Origin of the sequence: Photobacterium angustum (genome assembly GCF_002954615.1) — a bacterium.
GTDB lineage: Bacteria > Pseudomonadota > Gammaproteobacteria > Enterobacterales > Vibrionaceae > Photobacterium > Photobacterium angustum_A.
In genome coordinates this window covers 1,051,613-1,072,114 of sequence record NZ_MSCJ01000001.1, presented here as the reverse complement: position 1 = coordinate 1,072,114, position 20,502 = coordinate 1,051,613, and the positions used below count along the sequence as shown (strand labels likewise).

At 40.0% G+C, this 20,502-nt stretch carries 14 protein-coding genes; 11 read left to right on the top strand and 3 right to left on the bottom strand.

Annotation, left to right across the window (positions count from 1 at the left end):
- The first annotated feature begins 32 nt into the window (after positions 1–32).
- A complete protein-coding gene (locus BTO08_RS04600) occupies positions 33–2,411 on the top strand; it encodes a VolA/Pla-1 family phospholipase (protein ID WP_105060072.1) in 2,379 nt (792 codons plus the stop codon).
- Positions 2,412–2,499: 88 nt separating this feature from the next.
- Here BTO08_RS04600 and BTO08_RS04595 read toward each other — a convergent pair whose 3' ends face one another.
- Positions 2,500–3,750 (bottom strand): patatin-like phospholipase family protein, encoded by a 1,251-nt coding sequence (locus tag BTO08_RS04595; protein WP_105060071.1) that lies wholly within the window; start codon positions 3,748–3,750, stop codon positions 2,500–2,502.
- A gap of 127 nt (positions 3,751–3,877) precedes the next feature.
- Complete coding sequence (locus tag BTO08_RS04590) at positions 3,878–3,967, bottom strand: YnhF family membrane protein (RefSeq protein WP_105060070.1); 90 nt, start codon at positions 3,965–3,967, stop codon at positions 3,878–3,880.
- A 902-nt stretch (positions 3,968–4,869) separates the two neighbouring features.
- Between BTO08_RS04590 and BTO08_RS04580 the strand changes: the two genes are divergently transcribed.
- Together BTO08_RS04580 and panP are read left to right on the top strand one after the other, a co-directional pair.
- Complete coding sequence (locus BTO08_RS04580; protein WP_105060069.1) at positions 4,870–5,841, top strand: DUF2860 domain-containing protein; 972 nt, start codon at positions 4,870–4,872, stop codon at positions 5,839–5,841.
- Positions 5,842–5,990: 149 nt separating this feature from the next.
- On the top strand, positions 5,991–7,658 hold the full coding sequence (gene panP, locus BTO08_RS04575; RefSeq protein WP_105060068.1) for a pyridoxal-dependent aspartate 1-decarboxylase PanP: 1,668 nt from the start codon (positions 5,991–5,993) through the stop codon (positions 7,656–7,658).
- Between the two features lie 571 nt (positions 7,659–8,229).
- On the opposite strand, the gene torR is transcribed toward panP, so the two are convergent.
- On the bottom strand, positions 8,230–8,943 hold the full coding sequence (torR, locus tag BTO08_RS04570) for a two-component system response regulator TorR (RefSeq protein ID WP_045084784.1): 714 nt from the start codon (positions 8,941–8,943) through the stop codon (positions 8,230–8,232).
- A gap of 201 nt (positions 8,944–9,144) precedes the next feature.
- Here torR and torC point away from each other — a divergent pair, with 201 nt between their 5' ends.
- The 8 genes from torC to BTO08_RS04530 all read left to right on the top strand — a co-directional run bounded on the left by torC (position 9,145) and on the right by BTO08_RS04530 (position 20,041).
- Entirely contained in the window at positions 9,145–10,311 is a 1,167-nt protein-coding gene (gene torC, locus BTO08_RS04565; protein ID WP_105060067.1) for a pentaheme c-type cytochrome TorC, read from the top strand.
- A gap of 92 nt (positions 10,312–10,403) precedes the next feature.
- On the top strand, positions 10,404–12,932 hold the full coding sequence (torA, locus tag BTO08_RS04560) for a trimethylamine-N-oxide reductase TorA (protein WP_105060066.1): 2,529 nt from the start codon (positions 10,404–10,406) through the stop codon (positions 12,930–12,932).
- Positions 12,933–13,063: 131 nt separating this feature from the next.
- The gene (gene torD / locus BTO08_RS04555) at positions 13,064–13,711 is read left to right on the top strand and encodes a molecular chaperone TorD (protein WP_005368228.1); all 648 of its coding nucleotides are present in this window, start codon (positions 13,064–13,066) and stop codon (positions 13,709–13,711) included.
- A gap of 441 nt (positions 13,712–14,152) precedes the next feature.
- Positions 14,153–15,289 (top strand): hydrogenase small subunit, encoded by a 1,137-nt coding sequence (locus tag BTO08_RS04550; protein WP_045085028.1) that lies wholly within the window; start codon positions 14,153–14,155, stop codon positions 15,287–15,289.
- 3 nt (positions 15,290–15,292) lie between these two features.
- Complete coding sequence (locus BTO08_RS04545) at positions 15,293–16,996, top strand: nickel-dependent hydrogenase large subunit (RefSeq protein WP_105060065.1); 1,704 nt, start codon at positions 15,293–15,295, stop codon at positions 16,994–16,996.
- An 11-nt stretch (positions 16,997–17,007) separates the two neighbouring features.
- Positions 17,008–17,751, top strand: coding sequence for a Ni/Fe-hydrogenase, b-type cytochrome subunit (gene cybH, locus BTO08_RS04540; RefSeq protein WP_105060064.1), 744 nt, complete (start codon positions 17,008–17,010; stop codon positions 17,749–17,751).
- 5 nt (positions 17,752–17,756) lie between these two features.
- Positions 17,757–18,302 carry a HyaD/HybD family hydrogenase maturation endopeptidase gene (locus BTO08_RS04535; protein ID WP_045151250.1) on the top strand — a complete coding sequence of 182 codons (546 nt, stop codon included), beginning with the start codon at positions 17,757–17,759 and terminating at the stop codon, positions 18,300–18,302.
- Positions 18,299–20,041: a hypothetical protein gene (locus BTO08_RS04530; protein ID WP_105060063.1), complete on the top strand. Its 1,743-nt coding sequence runs from the start codon at positions 18,299–18,301 to the stop codon at positions 20,039–20,041. Before BTO08_RS04535 ends, BTO08_RS04530 begins: the two co-directional genes overlap by 4 nt.
- Positions 20,042–20,502 lie beyond the last annotated feature (461 nt).

The following is a 20,502-nucleotide window of genomic DNA, read 5'->3' as shown; positions in this document are numbered from 1 at the left end:
GTTGTAACTAATTAATTATTTGGAAAAATAAAATGAAATTTAATTCAATCGCATTAATCGTCGCGTCTGCATTAAGCGTAGTTGGTTGTGGTGGCGGTAGCCAAACAACCGTTAAACCAACCATTGATCCTGATATTGCAGACAGTTTAAAAGCAGAAACAAAGATTGATTTTGATTTACTGTCAGCAAATAAAACCATCGTGCTCCCTAGCTATCTAGGTATGGATGCACAAGATGGCACATTAGCGACACGTGAAGGCGCAACTGCACCTGAAATCGCAATGGGACAAACCGATGGTTGGAGTACAACCCAGCCTATTACAATTAATTTTAAAGGTAAGGGGCTTGATCCAGCGACTGCTGCAAATAGTTTTTACTTGATCAAATCAGGCGATCCCACCAAATTAGACAATACCACAGAGCCAACGCTGTTATCTCAGCAGAACGGGGACTTTATGGTAACGGTTTCAGGCAATAGCTTAATCGTAATGTTGCTTAAACCTTTAGATCCCGCGAGCAACTACATGTTTGCAGTAACAAATGATCTTAAAGATGTTAATGGTAAAGCGGTGGGTATGAGCAACTCCTACGCTTTATTAAAGGCCGATAGTACGCCACCAGCTGCGGCATTAATTCCAGCACAAAAGATCACCCATGCAACAGAAGCTGAGTTTGAACAAGTTGGCGTAGATAGTGACAATATTATCTTCTCTACATGGTTCACAACTCTCTCATCAGGTGATGTTTTATTTGCTGCAAAAATGGCAACAGAAGAGGCGCTACAATATGGCGCTACAAATGTTTGGCAAGGTTCTGCACTTGCAACCGCAGTAACTCAAGATCAATTATCTACACTCTTTAGGTTCTCCCAACCAACAAAAGTTGAAGATAACGATAAAGAAAAAAGCAATATTAATATCTATCAAGGAACACTTTCTCTTCCTTATTATTTAGATATTCGTGCTAACAAGTTTATGAATACTCCTTGGCAAAGTGGTATGCCTAGTCTTGCAAAAATTAAATATGTATTAAGTAATGGCACTGATGCCGATAAAGCGACAGTACTAGAGCAATTATCTGATTTTAGTGTATCACAGGAAGATATGGCGCAAGTTGCCACCAATCCAAAAACACAAATCGAAGTATTAACAAAGTTAATGGGTAAAAAACTCTTCCTTGCCAATGGAAAACAACTTGATCCTGAACGTGTCATTACTCGCTATAGCGCTGTCCCTGAACTTAAATCTGTTCAAACGATTAATTACACCTTGGTATTACCTAGCAATCCAAAGTGTCTAAGCCTTGGTGCGAACAACGTAACGATTTTCCAGCACGGCGTTACTGCAGATAAAAATGTATTAACGGCACAGAGTGAAGGTTTACCTTCTTTAGCTGAAACCCTCGTGGGTGATCAATGTCGAGCGATTTTCGCCATCAACCAACCACTTCATGGTGAAGATCGTGGTATTCACATCACAGATCAGAACGGTAACACAACATACAAAAATGCCTCCACGGATCCTTCCATGTATTTAAACTTGGAAAACCTAACTGTCGCTCGCGATAACTTGCGTCAAAGTACTATTGATGTGGTTAATCTTCGTGCATCTATTGGACAGTTATTTGCTGATATTAAGCAAAAACAAAATGATGGTGTAAATACTAAAACTATTTCACCATTAGATATGTTGAATCCAAATAAAGGTGTGAGCTTTGCAGGACACTCATTAGGCGCCATTGTTGGCACTAATGTTGGTAATATTGCTAACCGCCCGACCCTTGATCCAAACTTCGATAAACAATATTTCGCGATTAATAAATTGTCGTTGGCAAACCCTGGTGCAGAGATCCCTTACTTATTATTAAACTCAGGTAGTTTTGGTGGATTACTTAAAGCCGGAATTTTAAAAGGTACAATTACTAACCCAACAGAAATAACACCTGATGTTATTGACACAGGTAAATTTCTTCAGACAATTGGGACATGTGTCTTAACAGAGAAAAAAGATATTAGTAGTTGTTATAACGCCAGTATTGGTAATCAATCACCTGCTCTTGTTACTAAATGGACACAAGATTATGTGAAATTTGCTTATGCTGCACAAACTGTAATGGATCCAGTCGATCCAATTAACCTTGCTCACGGCATTTCACAATCACTCCCTATCTTTGTGCAAATGGTAAAAGGTGATTCCACCATTCCAAATATTACAAAGCCAACTGAATTACCATATTCACCATTTACAGGCACAGAGCCTTTGATCAAACAATTGGGTTTATCAACAAATAGCGGTAATAAAACATGGCAAGAATATGCTGTTGGTACACATACCTCTTTGTTAGATGCAACATCATCTAAAGAGACAACAATAACAATGCAGCACGATATGGCCAATTTCTTAAATAACTAATATCGTCAAATAATAAAGTCTTGGTAACTTTCCAATCACAATAAGTGAGGAGGATATCAAGGCTTTATTCTACTCATATTATTGCGACTCACTCATCTCGCATATACTGCATTAAACTGCTTTTTTCATTTAAAATATCTGAAAAACAATCTAGAAACTTACGTCCAATTATCTTTCCTTCTCGATAATCCATCTCTAAATCATCTTTGCTACTTAATAATGCTCGACTATTCAATGACTTTTCAGGCGCGATTTGGATAACCTGTAACCCCTCGGGCGGGTTCACTAAAAAATCATTCACATCTTGGTAAGTTTTATAATAATGTGCCAACATTTCAACTACGTCGATGTTATTACTCTGTCCTGCAAGCTTTAATAAACGTTCAATATTAATATGTGATAGCCAACTCTTATTACCAAAAACAGGCTGCTTCAATGTATCTTCACTTTGACTATCTCGATTGGTAAGTTCTTTCTGTATATCTTCTTTATCTTGAATATGGATTGTGTCGTTACGGTATTGTTCACGCCACTGTTCAAAACGGTGACTTAATTCATGATGCACCGTTTTAATTCTATCTACAGATTCATTAAGGCTAAGCTTATTAATATAGTATGGTAAGTAGGCTTCAACACTTTCTCGCCAATCATCAAAGATCCCCTTATCGGTATGATTGTCATGATCGAGAGGCTCAGTTCGAATAACAATAACCAAATCAGCCCCTCGTCGCCATGCTTCCTTAGCCGGTATCGCAGCGCTCACACCACCATCGACCCATTCCAACTCATTCATATTAACAGGTAAATTGTATAAAACAGGAATAGCACAACTCGCACGTAAAACCTCATACCAATCATCTTGGTACATCGGCATATAGATATCTTTAAGGGTATCTTTACGTGTTGCACAGGCGAATGCCTGTCGATGTTGAAGGGTTTTTTTAGCCTTATGAAAGTCGAGGGCTAATTCACCAGAGGGAGAAACAACTTGCAGCGCCCAATCAAGATTCATTGGCTGTTGTTTACTTAAGTACTTATATAAGCTAAAAAATTTATCCGTTGTCGTGTAGTTTTGAATAAATTGATAGCCAAAACGTGGCTGACGACTAATAAATGAAGACAAATTAAGAGCACCTGCAGAAGTGCCTATATACAAAGCGAAAGGGTCAAACTCGTGGTCTAAGAAACTGTCTAATACACCAGCCGAAAAAATACCACGCTGTCCCCCACCCTGAACAACTAATGCTATTTTCTTATTATGTGCATCAAAAAGCTGTGATGAAAAATGTGATATCGATTCTTCATCAAAAGCACTCAAACTAAACGGCAGATAATTCATTTCTCCCCCAAAGGTTAGAAAACACTCTGACGTAATATACGTATTTAATTTAAGAGTTGGAATCGCTTATAAAAAACAAATTAAAGAGATAAAGGCTCTATCTTAATGTCTTTAACTTGTCATTGCATTACGCTGATAAGGCTACTGCTGCGTAACTAAAGATTGTCGTTAGCGTCAGTGTTACTGTAACTACAGCAAGTTTCAAATTACTATCCATACTTTGCCCCTTAAAATCTTTAACCTTTGCAAATGTAACATTTTGTTAACCTAAGTATAGTTATGTTACATCTTTGTTATCAATTAAATTATTCGGAATTCAGATAATTATCACATTAATGTCAATACTGTATATCTTGCATTAAACTTGCGACAACACCGATTATTATGGCTTTAGCACCAACGTCTGCTCTTGCATCAGTTCAACAATGTCATAGTAATAAATATTATCAATACATAGACGCTTCGCTTGAATGGTATAAAAACCTTGTCGATATGACACTACAAAAACATCCCGATTTAAAAGAAGTCAGTGCCTAGTTGCTACAAGGACGTATGAATCATTTTAAATTAAATCGTGAAGTTTTTAATTAATATTTAGCGAATGATCCAACCCAAAAAAGTTTAGATAATTCTGCTGAGTAGTGGCTCAAACTCTCCAAGCCGATGTTAAAACACGTTCTACGAAATATACACCTCTAGGTATAACGGCAAAAAAGCATTCAACGATCGTCAATCTACACCACATGACAAAAATTATGAATTATGCGGCGCATGTGCAGAGTTATTAACGCATCCTGCCGATATCAAACATCCTTTAGATACCTACAATAAAAAAAAGCAGAAATTAGCTACATCAACATGCAAATACCCCTTTAAAATATTGCTCTTATTTTCCTGCTTTTCCGTAAATTAAGAGCAATTATCAACGTGGTGTGATGGATTTTTATTCCAATTTACATTGAATAAATAAATCTATTATCAAATAAGTAACAAAATACTATTTTTCCATTCAATAACATCCATCGCTAATATAAAATTAATCTATATTTAAACTTTATTTTTATTCCTTACGTTAACCACTATTACAGTAATGAATAATTGAAGAAAAGGATGCGTAAAATGAAACCGATTTATATTGGTTTATGTACCGTAGTTGCAAGTTTTAATGCAGTAGCAAAACCTGTGGATTGGACACCAGGTATCAGCGGTGATATCTCACTTTTGGCCGCATACACTAAAACAAATTCACAGTTTGATTCTGATAATGCTACCACCTCAAATTTGAATTCAGCTGGTGATGAGCAAGGCCACACACTTATCGCGCCACTTGGTACACTTTCGTACACTTTCAGCAATGCTAAACAGCAATTATTTTTTGGTACTGATCGTTCTGATGTCGCATTAGGGCGCTTCCATGCTGAACTTGGCTTTCGACAAAAACTTGAAGAAAACGGTACTGTTTCGTTAAGTTACATTCCTGGATTATTAGAATTTAAAACATGGCAAAACCCCTATTTAACAGGGGAGCCACGTGTTAAAACAGGAAGTAATGTAAAAGCGGTACGTGCACAGTGGGAGAATATTGCAGACTCTATGTTCTCGTTAGATACTGCATATGGTCGTTATAAAGTAGATCAAGAAAAAAGTGGAGAAGGCTTTGCTATTGATAAAGCCCTACTAGATAGAAACGCAAAACTCTTTTTTGTTGAAGGAAGTTACCTACTTCCACTGAGCCGGACTCAAATGATCCGTACCGCATTAAACTACAGCGGTATTGATGCTGACGGCAAAGCAATGTCTTCCGATATTTTTGGTGGCTCAGCAACATTTATTCAAATCTTCCAGCGTTCAAGCCTAGCCTTTACTTTAAGTTATAAGAAAGCTTTATTTGATGCAGAAAACCCTATTTTTGATAAAAAACAAGAAGACGACCGTTTAGGTGCCTTTCTTGCTTATGAATATAAACAACCATTTGGTTGGAAGAATTGGGGCGTTGTTTCATTGGTCGGTTACAACACCACACAATCTAATATCAACTTCTATGATGAAGATACTATGCTTGTTAGCTTAGGTATGAACTACAGCTTCTAACAACAATAAGTGCTATCCCTTCTTCATTGTAAGCGATGAGAATTATGGCTCTGTTATGATACAGAGCCATAAATTTTACGAGACATAACACTACTTTTCTATTAGATTAACAGCACTTTACCAAAGTTAAAGAAACGTTACTGAGTATTATGGCTGTTAATAATCGCACTGCCGATGCATCGCAAGAATCTCTGCATCGAATTTTTACAGTACCGGAAGCCCCAGATTCAACACTGGGAATGATAGAAAAAGAGCTATCAGAAAACTTAAATGAATTTCTGCGTACTCACATTGCTGCAACAGAAAAACCACTGCTCGAAATAGAGAAAGATTTTTCCGATCCAGCAATTCCTGAAATACCGAGCTTTGTCTCTGAGCACACTCAATTTCTATTAAATAAGCTGGTTTCACAATCAGTCCACACCTCAGCGCCAAGCTTTATTGGTCACATGACTTCAGCCCTGCCTTACTTCATGATGCCGCTCTCTAAGATCATGATCGCGCTGAATCAAAACCTCGTAAAAATCGAAACATCTAAAGCTTTCACTCCACTTGAGCGTCAAGTTTTAGGCATGCTTCATAAGCTCATCTTCAATGAAAATGAAAGCTTCTATCAGCAATGGATGCATAGTGCCGACCATTCCTTAGGTGCTTTTTGTTCTGGTGGGACGATTGCCAATATCACAGCTTTATGGGTAGCAAGAAATACAGTATTAAAACCTGATGGGGATTTTAAAGGTATTGCCCAAGAAGGGTTATTTCGTGCTATGAAACACTACGGCTATGATGATTTAGCGATCTTAGTGTCTGAACGTGGACACTACTCGTTAAAGAAATCAGCGGATGTTTTAGGCATTGGTCGTGATAGCCTTATTTCAATCAAAACTGATGATAATAACCGCATCAATATCGACCACTTACAGTCGACGTTAGCGGATCTTAAACAACGTAACATTAAACCCTTCGCCATTATTGGTATTGCCGGCACAACAGAAACAGGTAATGTCGATCCCCTAGATCAATTAGCGGATATTGCCACTGAGCACGATTGTCATTTTCATGTTGATGCAGCTTGGGGTGGCGCGACATTAATGTCGAATAAGTACCGTCACTTATTGAAAGGGATTGAACGCGCCGACTCTATTACAATCGACGCTCATAAGCAGTTATATATCCCTATGGGTGCGGGCATGGTGATCTTTAAAAACCCAGAGCTCATGACGGCAATTGAACATCATGCTGAATATATTCTGCGAAAAGGATCGAAAGATTTAGGTAGTCACACCTTAGAGGGGTCACGAAGCGGTATGGCTATGTTGCTATACGCTAGTATGAATATAATTAGTCGCCCTGGCTATGAATTGTTGATTAACAACAGTATCGAAAATGCACGTTATTTTGCTGATTTAATTAAACAACAAATAGATTTTGAGTTGGTTACTGAACCTGAGCTTTGCTTGCTGACTTACCGTTATGTTCCGGAAGCGACGCAGCAAGCATTATTAATCGCTACAGATGAAGAACGCGAAACATTACTGGAGTTACTTAATGACTTAACCAAGTTCATCCAGAAACGTCAGCGTGAATCCGGTAAATCATTTGTATCTCGAACCCGCATTACACCCGAGAAATGGCAACATAAGATCACAACAGTATTCCGCGTTGTGTTAGCTAACCCACTCACGACAGAAACTATCTTACAAGACGTGTTAAGCGAACAACGTCAATTAGCAAAAGAAAGTACGATTAGTCTGCCAAAAATAGAAAACTTAACCGCAGAAATAATGAGAAAAAAGAACGAAGATCGATATAAATAGCACGTTTATCTATATTATTTTTTTGATTATTCAGCGTTAACGCCCAGTTTTACTGGGCGTTTTACATTTTATAACCATTAACAATCAAAAAATTCTATGTCTATCTTATGAATAATCTGCAAATCAACTATTAACAGCACATTATTGTAGTATGAATAGCTTCAATAATCGGTCAAATATCTACTTCTATCTCTCGCATACTGTTTCTTATTTCTAAGATAAGTATTCATTGCTTGATTTTGAGCGCCGTTCAATAAATTGCCTTTTTCATATTCTGTCATTATTTTTTTGTATTGTTAACGATATGATCTCATTATTGTTCTTTATTTCTATTAACAATGTTAATAAGACGTTAAAAACAAGCTCAACCTTGATAATAGTTATCAATCAGTATTTTTGGTTAAAAAATAAGCGAAAAAATACCTATTCGTTGATTGATTTATATCAAGAAATTAGCGCATTTTGTTCTAGAAAAAAGGCCATATCACAGAATGATATGGCCTTTTTATTTCAAAATGTTTCGCTTGAATATGCGATTTTTGATATCAATTATATGTCTTATTCGAGGAAATTAATCCCCTGCAAACATATATCCTTCACCGTGAACGGTAACAAAAATCTGTGGGTTCTTTGGATCTAACTCCATTTTAGAACGCATACGACGAATTAAAACATCGATAGTTCTATCGTTTGGCGCTTCGACTCTATGGCTTAACATATTTAAAATACGTTCACGACTCAACACTACATTTGGGTGTGAAGAGAAGGCTACTAATAGCTCATATTCCGCTTTAGTTAACTTCACCGGAAGACCATTATGAGTCAGCGCTCGTTTGTTAATATCGAACTGCCATTCACCAAAACGAATGATGTTATCTTCCTGCATTTCGACCATAGTTTCGTCACGTGCTTTTTCCACTAAGGTCATGCGCCATAACAAGTTTTTCACTCGAACAAGGAGCTCTCGAAGCTCAAAAGGTTTAGTGACATAGTCATCTGCACCCATCTCTAAACCCACAATACGATCGATACTATCAGTACGTCCTGTGACCAAAATAATACCCACTTCAGAGCGGCTACGAAGCTCACGTGTAAGCATCAAACCATCTTCGCCAGGAAGGTTAATATCAAGCATGACGAGGTCGATATTTTCGGTCGCCATGATCTCTCGCATCTGTGCGCCACTATCCGCTTGGCTAACCTTATATCCTTCATTCTCGAAATACCCTACCAGCTTAGTACGGGTAACAATTTCATCTTCCACAACAAGTACGTGATGAGTCATGTTTGTCTCTTTTAGTTTTTTAGGTGTTCTTACGAAACGTTAGCACAAACCGTTGTTATTCACAATTTGTCATAAACATGAGTTTGCTATTCATTCGTACCATTAACCTTATTCACATCGTGGACATAAGATTACCCCATAAAATTTATAACGTCACCGTAGCTTACGGCGGGCATTCATTCTTAAATGGAATCATTCAACATGAAAAGACTTTGGCAGATGTTGACAAAACCAAGTAGCAAGTATTCGATTCTTGCCCTTGTATTTGTTGGTATTGTTATCACCCTAGTTGGTATCTTTGCTGTACATAAAGGTTTTGAACACGCATCAACCAATGAATTCTGTATCGGTTGTCATACCATGCAGCAAAACTTCGACGAGTATAAAGAATCTGTACACTTTAAAAACGCCTCTGGTGTTCGAGCTGACTGTGTGGACTGTCACCAACCTAAAGATTTAGTTGGTATGGTTCAAACTAAGCTGATGGCATCAAAAGACGTATATAACCAGTTTATTACCAAAAAGATTGATACGCCTGAAAAGTTTGAAGAGCACCGTTTAGAATTAGCTCAGATGGTATGGGATCGAATGAAAAAGCAAAATTCGAGCACCTGTAAGAGCTGTCACAATTACTCTGCAATGGATCACGCTAAGCAATCACCTGAAGCTGCTGCTGCAATGACAGACGCTGCTGCAAAAGACATGAACTGTATCGAATGTCACAAAGGTATTGCGCACGAACTACCAAACATGGCTGGTGGTTTCCAGAAGGATTACCAAAACCTTCAAGCTGAAGCGACTTCTCAAGGCGCAACAGCTGACAAGCTTTACTCTCTTGGTGAGAAAGATATGTTCGCCACTGACGATGCTAACGCTAAATCAGAAGGTAAATTACTACCAGCGTCTGAAGTAACTGTACTTGAACGTAAAGGCGACATGCTAAAAGTTGAAGTAAATGGCTGGCTAGAAAAAGCAGGTAAAGGTCGCGTTATGACAGAGTACATGGGTAAGCGCGTATTTAAAGCGACTATCCGTGGTGACATCAAAGCTAACGAGAAGATTGTTAAGGAAGAAACTGATCCAGCAACTGACATCGTATGGCAGAACGTAACGGTACAAGCTTGGATTACTAAAGCTGACATGATCGATAGCATCCAGCCTATCTGGAACTACGCAGAAGAAATGTACGGCTCTACTTGTAACGCTTGTCACGCGGCGCCAGCACCAGGCCATTTTACTGCAAATGGCTGGATCGCAAGTCTGAAAGCCATGAGCTCTTACTACCGTCTGTCTAAAACAGAAGAACGTACGCTACTGAAATATCTTCAGAACCACGGTAGCGATACAGGCGGTGCAGGCGCGCACTAATCCTGCAGCCTAATAACAAATAAATGATAGGCGGGTGATATCACTATCCCCGCCCCATCGATAAAAATTAAAGTTTAAGGATTCTCCAACATATGGCGACTCAAACTAATAAAACTGGCATCTCACGCCGCCGCTTCCTATCTGGCCTTGCAATGGCAAGTGCTGCATCGGTTGTAGGTACAAGCCTTCTTGCTCCTCGTAAAGCAATGGCTGCTGAAGAAGCAAAAGCTGCGTTCTCTGGCGAAGTGTTATCTGGCTCTCACTGGGGTGCATTCCGCGCTAAAGTTGTTGACGGTGTTTGGACTGAAACAACGCCATTTGAAAAAGACAAGAACCCAACAGATATGATCCAAGCGGTACGTGAAGTGGTTTATAACCCTGCACGTGTTAAATACCCAATGGTACGTATTGATTGGCTAAAGCAAGGCTACAAGTCAGATACAACACAACGTGGTAATAACCGTTTTGTACGTGTGCCATGGTCTCAAGCGTTAGACTTCTTCTACCATGAGATGGAGCGTGTTCAGAACAACTTCGGTCCAAGTGCACTGTACTCTGGTCACACAGGCTGGCAATCAGTGGGTAAACTGCATAACGCAGGTACCATGATGAAGCGTGGTGTTGGTCTTCACGGTACTACCCTAGGTAAAATGGGTGACTACTCAACAGGTGCTGCTCAGGTAATTCTTCCTTACGTTGCTGGCGCAATGGAAGTTTACGAGCAACAAACATCATGGCCACTCGTACTTGAACACACTGACACTATCGTTATTTGGGCATCTGACCCAATTAAAAACCTGCAAGTGGGTTGGTTAGTACCAGACCACAGCCCATACCAGTACTATGAGCAACTTGCAGAAAAAGTGAAGAATAAAGAAATCAAAGTGATCTACGTCGATCCTGTGGTTTCTAGCACTCAAAAAGTGGTTGGTGGTGAGCAGATCCGTGTTAACCCACAGACTGATGTTCCATTAATGCTTGCTATTGCACATACGCTATACACTGAAAACTTATATAACAAAGACTTCATTGCTGATTACACAACTGGTCTTGATAAGTTCATGCCTTACGTTCTTGGTAAGACTGACGGTGTTGTTAAGAACCCTGAGTGGGCTGAAAAGATCTGTGGTATCAAAGCTGATGATATCCGTGCTCTTGCGCGCACAATGGCAAGCGGCCGTACGCAAATCATCGGTGGCTGGTGTCTACAACGTATGCAGCACGGTGAACAGTACGCGTGGATGCTAGTTGTACTTGCAGCAATGCTAGGTCAAATCGGTCTACCAGGTGGTGGTTTCGGCTTCGGCTGGCACTACAATGATGCAGGTTCAATCACCTCGAATGGCCCACTAATGTCTGGCTTTAGTGGTGTTACAGGTGTTGCTCCAATTCATAACGGTTCATACGACGGTTACTCTACTTTCATTCCAGTTGCTCGCTTTGTTGATTGTATCGACAACCCAGGCAAGACTATTAACTACAATGGTCAGAAGATTAAGTACCCTGTTATGAAGATGGCGATCTTCAGTGGTAACAACCCATTTGGTCACCACCAAGATCGTAACAAGATGATCAAGGCTTGGACTAAGTTAGAAACTGTTGTATCGATTGAACACCAGTGGACAGCAACTTGTCGTTTTGCAGATATCGTATTACCTGCAACAACTACATACGAGCGTAACGATATCGAGCAGTACGGTAACCACTCTAACGCAGGTATTATTGCCCTACGTAAGATTGTTGAGCCTATGTACGAATCTAAAGATGACTTTGAGATTTTCCGTGAGCTATGTTCTCGCTTTAACCGCGAAGAAGCATTCACTGGCGGTAAGACGCAAATGGAAATCATTGAAGAGATCTACAACGGTGCGCGTCTGCAAGGTCGTGGTCTAGGTGTTCGTATGCCTAACTTCAAGAAGTTCTGGGATGGTGAAGGTTTCATCGAGTTCCCTGCGGGTAAAGAGTGGGTTCGCCACGAATCATTCCGTAAAGAACCTGACCTTGAGCCACTAGGTACGTCTTCAGGTATGATCGAAATCTACTGTAAGACTATCGCAGATATGGGTTACAAAGACTGTCAAGGTCACCCAATGTGGTTTGAAAAGACTGAACGTAGTCATGGTGGTCCTCGCTCTGATCGCTTCCCGATCAACATGCAGAGTACGCACCCGAAAGATCGTCTACACTCACAGTTATGTTCGTCAACGGATTTCCGTGCGACTTACGCCGTTGCTGAGCGTGAGCCTATCTTTATCAACACTCAAGATGCTGCTGCTCGTGGTATCAAATCTGGCGATATCGTACGTGTATACAACGATCGTGGTCAGGTATTAGCAGGTGCTGTTGTAACAGATGATTACCTACCAGGTGTTTGTCGTCTACAAGAAGGCGCATGGTACAGCCCATTAGAAGGCGGTAAAGTGGGTACTATCTGTACTTACGGTGATCCAAACGTATTAACAGAAGACATCGGTACCTCTAGCCTAGCGCAAGCAACATCTGCTGCTGCTGCCCTAGTTCAGATCGAGAAGTACACAGGTGTTGTTCCTGCAGTAACAGGCTTTAACGGTCCTATCTACGAAGAAGGTATCGACCCACTGTTCCCAGCTATGGATAAGTAATTTTACTTAGCTAGTTGATTAAAATAAGGCGATGAACGAAAATTCATCGCCTTTATTTCACCTTTTTAAAATAGATTCCAATATAATGCTGCAGGTTATATTTGAATGTGTTTTATCTGTCTGGAGTGACAATGCAAGAATTTATTGCTTTCAACGAACAACGTGCAGAGATCTACTGGTGGATGTCATCACTTTTCGCTCGCGAACTCACTGATGCAGATCTGCATGAATACCACGGTGGTGAAATGTACACATTCCTTTCAGGCTTAGGCATGACCGAGGAATTAAAAGCACCCGTTGAAGCTTTTCGCGAAGTAATTAATCAATCGAACACACGTCCTGATGAGCAACTTGAACTGGCGGCAGATTTCTGTGGTTTATTCCTAAGCACACCGAAAACAGGCGCGCTGCCTTACGCATCTATGTATGTAGGTACATCTGGTTTACTTAACGATAAGCCAGCACAAGATATGAATGTGCTAATGAATGATTACGCGATTGCACAGCGTAAAGAATTCAATGAGCCAGCCGATCACCTTGCTGTTGAATTGGATTTCATGGGTAACCTTATCATCATGGCTAACCAGCAAGAGACTGAAGAAAAGCGTGAAGAGCTAATGCAAGCACAGCTTTCTTTTGTTAACACTATGCTGCTTAACTGGTTACCACTGTTTGTGAAAGAGTGTCAAAACCGAGATCAATTTGGCTTCTATGCTGCAGCGGCTAATTTATTATTGGCGTTCTGTAAACTTGATGCTGCTTTCCTTGCTGGTGAATAAACCAGCAACATGTTAATAATTAAACCTCAGTCTCGACTGAGGTTTTTTATATCTGCCTTAAAAATACGCTAAAAAAACTAAATATTTCTAATTTTCTATTTTTCTTCTCTCGCTTAAATATTATTTATTTTTTATCCAAAAATTATGTTGCATATCCAAGCATATTATTCGCATTTGAAATCAATGTAACTTATTGCATTCATATTTTTACTCTATAAATTTCAATACGTTAAAGTCTTTATTACCACGTTTGAATAATACAAAGCATTCTCATTAACAATATCAATGAGTTATTTATGCATCCCTTCATTTTTGATTTTTTATATTGTCATACAAAAATCAAAAATCTGATATAGATCAATCATCTCTCATCATTACAAGCCTAAAATCTGCACGCTATTCCCTTAGCGTATAAGTATTCATAATAAACAAGGTTGATAGATGGACTCGCATGCAGCCCTTTTCGAACTAGGCAAGAAGCGTCTTGCAGAGTTACGAGCAATGAAACCTCTTCGTGAGGAATCATTCAAAGACAAATTAGAACAAAATGGCATTACCCGTCGTGACTTCATGATTTGGAGTGCCACTATTACATCCCTACTGGCTTTACCTTTACCGTTTAGCACCATGGTTGCAGAAGCTGCAGAGCTTTCCGATCGCGTGCCTCTTATCTGGTTAAGCCTTGCAGAATGTACTGGCTGTTCTGAATCACTAACACGTACAACCACTCCAGATATTAGTACTCTTTTATTTGAACATGTTTCTCTTGAATACCAAGAAGTATTAATGGCAGCGGCTGGTCAACAAGCTGAAGAAAACCTTGAAAACGCAATGAAAGCGTACAAAGGCAAATACCTATTAGCAGCAGAAGGTGCGGTTCCTACTGCTAATAACGGTATTTATCTTACGCTTGGCAGCAAAGCTGAAACTGGTATGTCACTGATTAAACGTGTGGCTAACGATGCAGCAGCCGTTATTTGTGTGGGTACTTGTTCTTCTTTTGGTGGTGTACAGGCAGCTCGTCCTAACCCAACGGGTGCGAAAAGCGTAGGTGCTGTGATTGATCGCCCAGTGATCAACGTTGCAGGTTGCCCACCAAACCCAGCCAACATCACGGGTACATTGATGTACTACATTATGTTTGGTCGTCTTCCTGCTCTTGATATGTTTAACCGTCCTAAGTGGGCATATGGCGCACGTGTGCATGATAACTGTGAGCGTCGTGGTCACTTTGATGCGGGTGAATTTGTAACTGAATTTGGTGATGACAACGCTAAGCAAGGTTACTGCTTATTTAAGATGGGTTGTAAAGGTCCATACACTTACAACAACTGTCCTACAGAGCGCTTTAACGCGCACACAAGCTGGCCTGTTCTTGCAGGTCATGGCTGCATTGGATGTTCTGAACCAGATTTTTGGGATGAAATGGCGTATTTCGAAAAACCATTAAGCCGTCAGCCTTTACATGGTTTAGATGCCACTGCCGATACCATTGGCGCAGTGACATTAGGCGTTACTGCTGTAGGTATTGGTGCTCACGCAGTGAGTAGTATTTTTGCAAAGAAAGTCGAGGAATAATTCATGAGCAAGCGTGTCGTAATCGATCCCATTACTCGTATCGAAGGCCACTTACGCATCGAAGTTGAACTTGATGCTAACAATGTTATTGAAAAAGCTTATGCCTCTTCTACCCTGTTCCGTGGTTTAGAGATCATCATGAAAGGCCGTACACCTTATGATGTAGGCCTATTAATGCAGCGTATTTGTGGTGTATGTACATCATCACACTACCTATGTGGCACATTAGCGGTTGAAAATGCCATTAATGCTCAAGTGCCTATCAACGCGAAATACATTCGTAGCTTGATTTTAACGTCACTTGAAATGCACGACCACATTGTTCATTTCTACCTACTACATGGCCTTGACTGGGTGGATGTGGTTTCTGCATTAAGTGCCGATCCTGCAAAAGCGGCACAAGAAGCAATGAAGTGGTCGAAAACACCAATGGCAGCGGGTGAAGGTGAACTACGCGCAGTACAAGAAAAAGTACAAGGCTTAGTAAACACAGGTAAGTTAGGTCCATTTGCTAACGCATACTGGGGCAACAAAACATATGCATTCACACCAGAGCAAAATCTAATTGGTTTATCTCACTACCTTAAAGCACTTGAAGTTCAACGTATTGGCGCTGAAATGATGGCAATTTGGGGTGGCAAAAACCCGCACCCACAATCTATTGTTGTTGGTGGTGTAACTTGTGTTCGTGACATGTTAGATCCTGCTCGCCTACAAGAGTTTAAACAAAAGTTTGTTCATGTAGCTGAATTTATTGAACGTGCCTACCAAGCGGACATTCTGATGGCGGCAGCGGCATTTGGCAAAGAGCCAAGTGTATTAGGCGGCTGTAACATTAGCACCTTCATGTGTAGTGAATCTATTCAGCTAAACGAAGAAGAACAACTATTTACTGGCGGTGTTATTCGTAATAAAGATCTAACCAAAGCAGAAAATGTTGATCTTAGCCTTATTGCTGAAGATGTGACCCACTCATGGTACAACGCTGATAAACCACAGCACCCATTTGATGGCACAACAATTCCTGAGCACACTCCGTTTATTGAACGTGACACCATAGAAGGTAAACGTCCAACGATTAACGAAGCGGGTAAATACTCTTGGGTTAAATCACCACGTTACAATGGCGAGCCTGTTGAAGTAGGTCCACTAGCCACTATTGCAGTGAACTACGCAAAAGGTAATCCATACGTTGTACCAGTTGTTAACGAGTTCTTAAAAACAACAGGCCTTCCAGCAGGTGCCCTATTTACTACATTAGGTCGTACAGCTGCACGTATGCTTCATACCTTAATCATTGCACGTAATGGTTTAACTACCTTTGAATCTATGGTCGCAAACCTAAATTCAGATCAAACTACGTACATTGAGCCAACCATTGATCCTAAAAAAGAATACAAAGGTGTAGGTGTGATTGAAGCGCCTCGTGGTTTATTAAGTCACTGGCTACGTATTAAAGACGGTTTAGTTGAAAACTATCAAGCAGTTGTTCCTACCACATGGAACGCAAGCCCAATTGATGGCAACGGCAAAATTGCACCTTATGAAGCTTCTTTAGTCGGCTTAAAGTTAGAAGATCCAACTAAGCCTCTTGAAGTTCTTCGTGTGATCCACTCATTTGACCCATGTATGGCGTGTTCAGTACACGTGATGGATTACAAAGGCCAATCTTTGAGTGAATTCCGTATTCCAGCACAAGCAGTGTAAGGAAGGAATTTATGTCAACAGATACAGTGTTGTACAAACGATCCTATGTTTTCTCTTTTATTATACGTCTATGTCACTGGCTCCGTGCTTTTGCCATATTTGGTTTAGTGGTCACAGGCTTTTATATTGCTTGGCCATTCTTAGTTGCACCAGATAGCACCAACGTATTGGAGCAAGGCTGGGTACGTTTTGTCCATGAAGTACTGGGATTTCTCCTTGTTGCTGTGACGTTAATTCGCGCTTATTTGTTCTTCTTTAGCCGCAGTAATATCGAAAGACGTTCAGTAAAAGATGCAGTAAGTCCGAATAGCTGGATAAAACAAATTAAAGCCTATTTTTGGGTTGGGCAACCACCCCATCATGGTGCTTACGGCCCGTTACAGTTAGTGGTTTATGCAGGTATTTCTATCGCCGCTATTTTCATGTGTGTGACTGGCTTAACCCTATATGCCAACGTATACCACCTTGGTATGGGAGGCCTATTTTGGCAGCCTGCAGAGTGGGTAACCTACGCAATGGGCGGATTAGCTAACGTCCGTGAATGGCACCACATTGTAACTTGGGCATTCATCGTGTTTGTCTTAATTCACGTTTACATGGTGATTTGGACAGGTATTCGATTCCGCAATGGCTCAGCTGACGCCATTATGTCGGGTTTCGATTACCACCCAGTGCACGTTGAAGATAAGAACAAGGGTAACGACCCTGTTCAGCATCAAACTCACCAAACAAACACTGACCATAAAGGCCACTAGCACTAATGAAGATATTGCTACTTGGTATTGGCAATGTCTTGTACGCCGACGAAGGAGTCGGCGTACATTTCGTCAATTACCTCACCGAAAACTACCGCTTTTCACACCCAGAACATCAGATTGATCTCGTGGATGGCGGTACCCTTGCGCATAGTTTGATCCCAACCTTAACCCAATACGATCACCTTATAGTGATTGATACCGTTAATGCTGCTGGTGTAGATGCTGGCGAAGTGTACTTTTTCGATTTTGATAAAGCGCCACCTGAGATCGATTGGCAAGGCAGTGCCCATGAAGTAGAAATGCTGCAAACATTGATCATGATGGAATTGGTCGGCGATCGCCCTAAAACATTCGTATTAGGTGTTACCCCTACTGTACTCGAGCCGATGCATTTAGGACTAACACCTAAAATTTATGCTGCTATTCCTACTATGGAGTCAGCTATTCTGAATCATTTAACGGATTTGGGTATTACCTGCGAACGTGTAAACAATATTGAGATTAATAGCTTGATCCCAACCGCTTATAAACGAGGAGTAGATGCATGAAATTAGTTCAATTTTCGTTTAAATGCTCACGCCAAGTGCCGTTTTACGCGCAATTATGTAATGATTATTTAGCCAATGAACCTTATGAAATTACCATTGGTTTTGTCAAAAATCGTTACCTAATTGAAGCAGTTGGTGAACAAGCACAACTTGAAGCATTAGCTGAAAAAATTGCCCATGATTTCCTGCTTTCCATTTGGTTAGTTGAATCTAAAGTGGAAGAAATCATCCATCGTGAAGGCAGTGTTGTTCCTCTGGTAAATACTCAACACCACTTACCTTTTTGCCAACATTGCGAACCATTGTTAGGCGATAACCAATCGCCACGATTTGGTGAGCTAGCATTACCTTGTGCATGTTGTCATGGTGAGCAGCGTTTACATCAAGCAATTAGCATCAACCAAGTAAAAGTTTGGGCTAATGATATTCTTACCAATGGCAATGTGTTATTTACCTTAACCACAGAGCAAGGTAAACATCAGGTATTCCAACTCAGTACAACACCGGTTTTAACCTCATCGCAGGAACGCCCACAAATTCTGATCTGTAATCCTAATAATGTACCTTCGCATTTCTTTACTCCATCAGAGCACGTACTCGCGTTATCAAGCCTTGAGAAACCACGCGTTACGGTACAACCCAGAACACAGCATCGACAGTTACAAGCCCCCTTGTATGATTTGTGTTTTAGCTATAATCGCGTGCTCACTGTACTTACTGAAATTTTACGTCAACAAGGCGTTGATTTCGTATTTATTGATACCAACCATTGGCAACCCTTAATTACATGGATTGAAAAAGGTTGGAGCCAAGTCGATAGCGATCCTGAACTTGATCTTCCTGTGTCAATCAAAGCACTTGAACCCTTACACGATCAAGCCTGTATCAATGGCTTAAATGCCTATTGGCATAAACGTCGTATTCATTTCGATTATAAGCCGAATCATCCAAACGATGTCCCCTCTCATGCGCTGCCTATTTGTGCGCTGCATGGCGGTAATATTGAATCAGGGAATGGACGAAATACTGCGGTTATTTATTTTGGTCGATACGCCGCAGGTGAGATTGTTTGCCAAGATAAATTTACCCGTACAGATAGCTTTTTAGTTTTACCTAGCTTGCCACAAACAGGTCATGAAATTATTCGCCTAATGGCAGCAGGAGAACAAGCAGCGATTCTTGCCAAATTTAAAGAGTCGCTACCTTATAGCTATCAAGCCCTAAGCCAAATTAACCTTGCTGATAGTCATAATCAGCTATCAGGTTTATTTGCTGTTGCTGCCACCATTCTTGGCTTATCAACATCTAGTACTAATAGTATTCAATACTTAAACGATGCACTGATCGCTAAAGCATTACAAAATAGTGGTCAAAAAGGTCATCGTGTTGATTATTCATTAGATATGGTGAATGGCAAACGCACGATTGAATGGGCAAAAACACTGGGGAGCCTAATGAGTTTTTGCTTAGTTGTTGATGATTCAGAGCTTGATAAACTTGCTTTTGGTATAATGGATTCACTCGCTGACTATATTGCTAACTGGTTAGAGCGTATCGATGAAACCACAGGTTTAAATGCAGTTGTTTTAGCCGGTAGTGATTTTGCCAATGAAGTGCTAACTGAACGTCTATCACTTCGTGTAGGTAAAAACTTTGCAATTACTGTTAACCGTCAATTAGAACTCGATGGTAGTAACCTAAGTGCTGGCGCGTTATACCTAAAAATGCGTCGTCGTTAAGTGAATTAGAGCTTTATTTAGTTATAGGTAAATAGAGCTTTAATTATTAATCGTATAACTGCACACTAATTTAGACACAATTTACTCATCGAGCTTATTCTTGTTATATGAGAATATCAATTGGTAATGGTTATCATTTAGATTTAAAAGCCAATTTTTTGACATTAGTACAAGTTAAAATGAATATATGCAACAGATGTAACACAATATTCTAGACATATAGGCACTAAGATCTCAATATGATTATCATGTTATTCAAATTATCCTAAGAATGTTCTAAATTGATTACATACCTAGCCGGTAATTAGGCCCCTTGCCTAAAAATAATCTGAATCACTTGATTATTAAGCCTTATTTTATAATGAGGCTTTTTTTATTTGCCTTTAAACCACATGGTTTTAGCATTTCATACATCATATTAAAAAATAATCATTAACAGTAATATCTACTATTGAATAAAA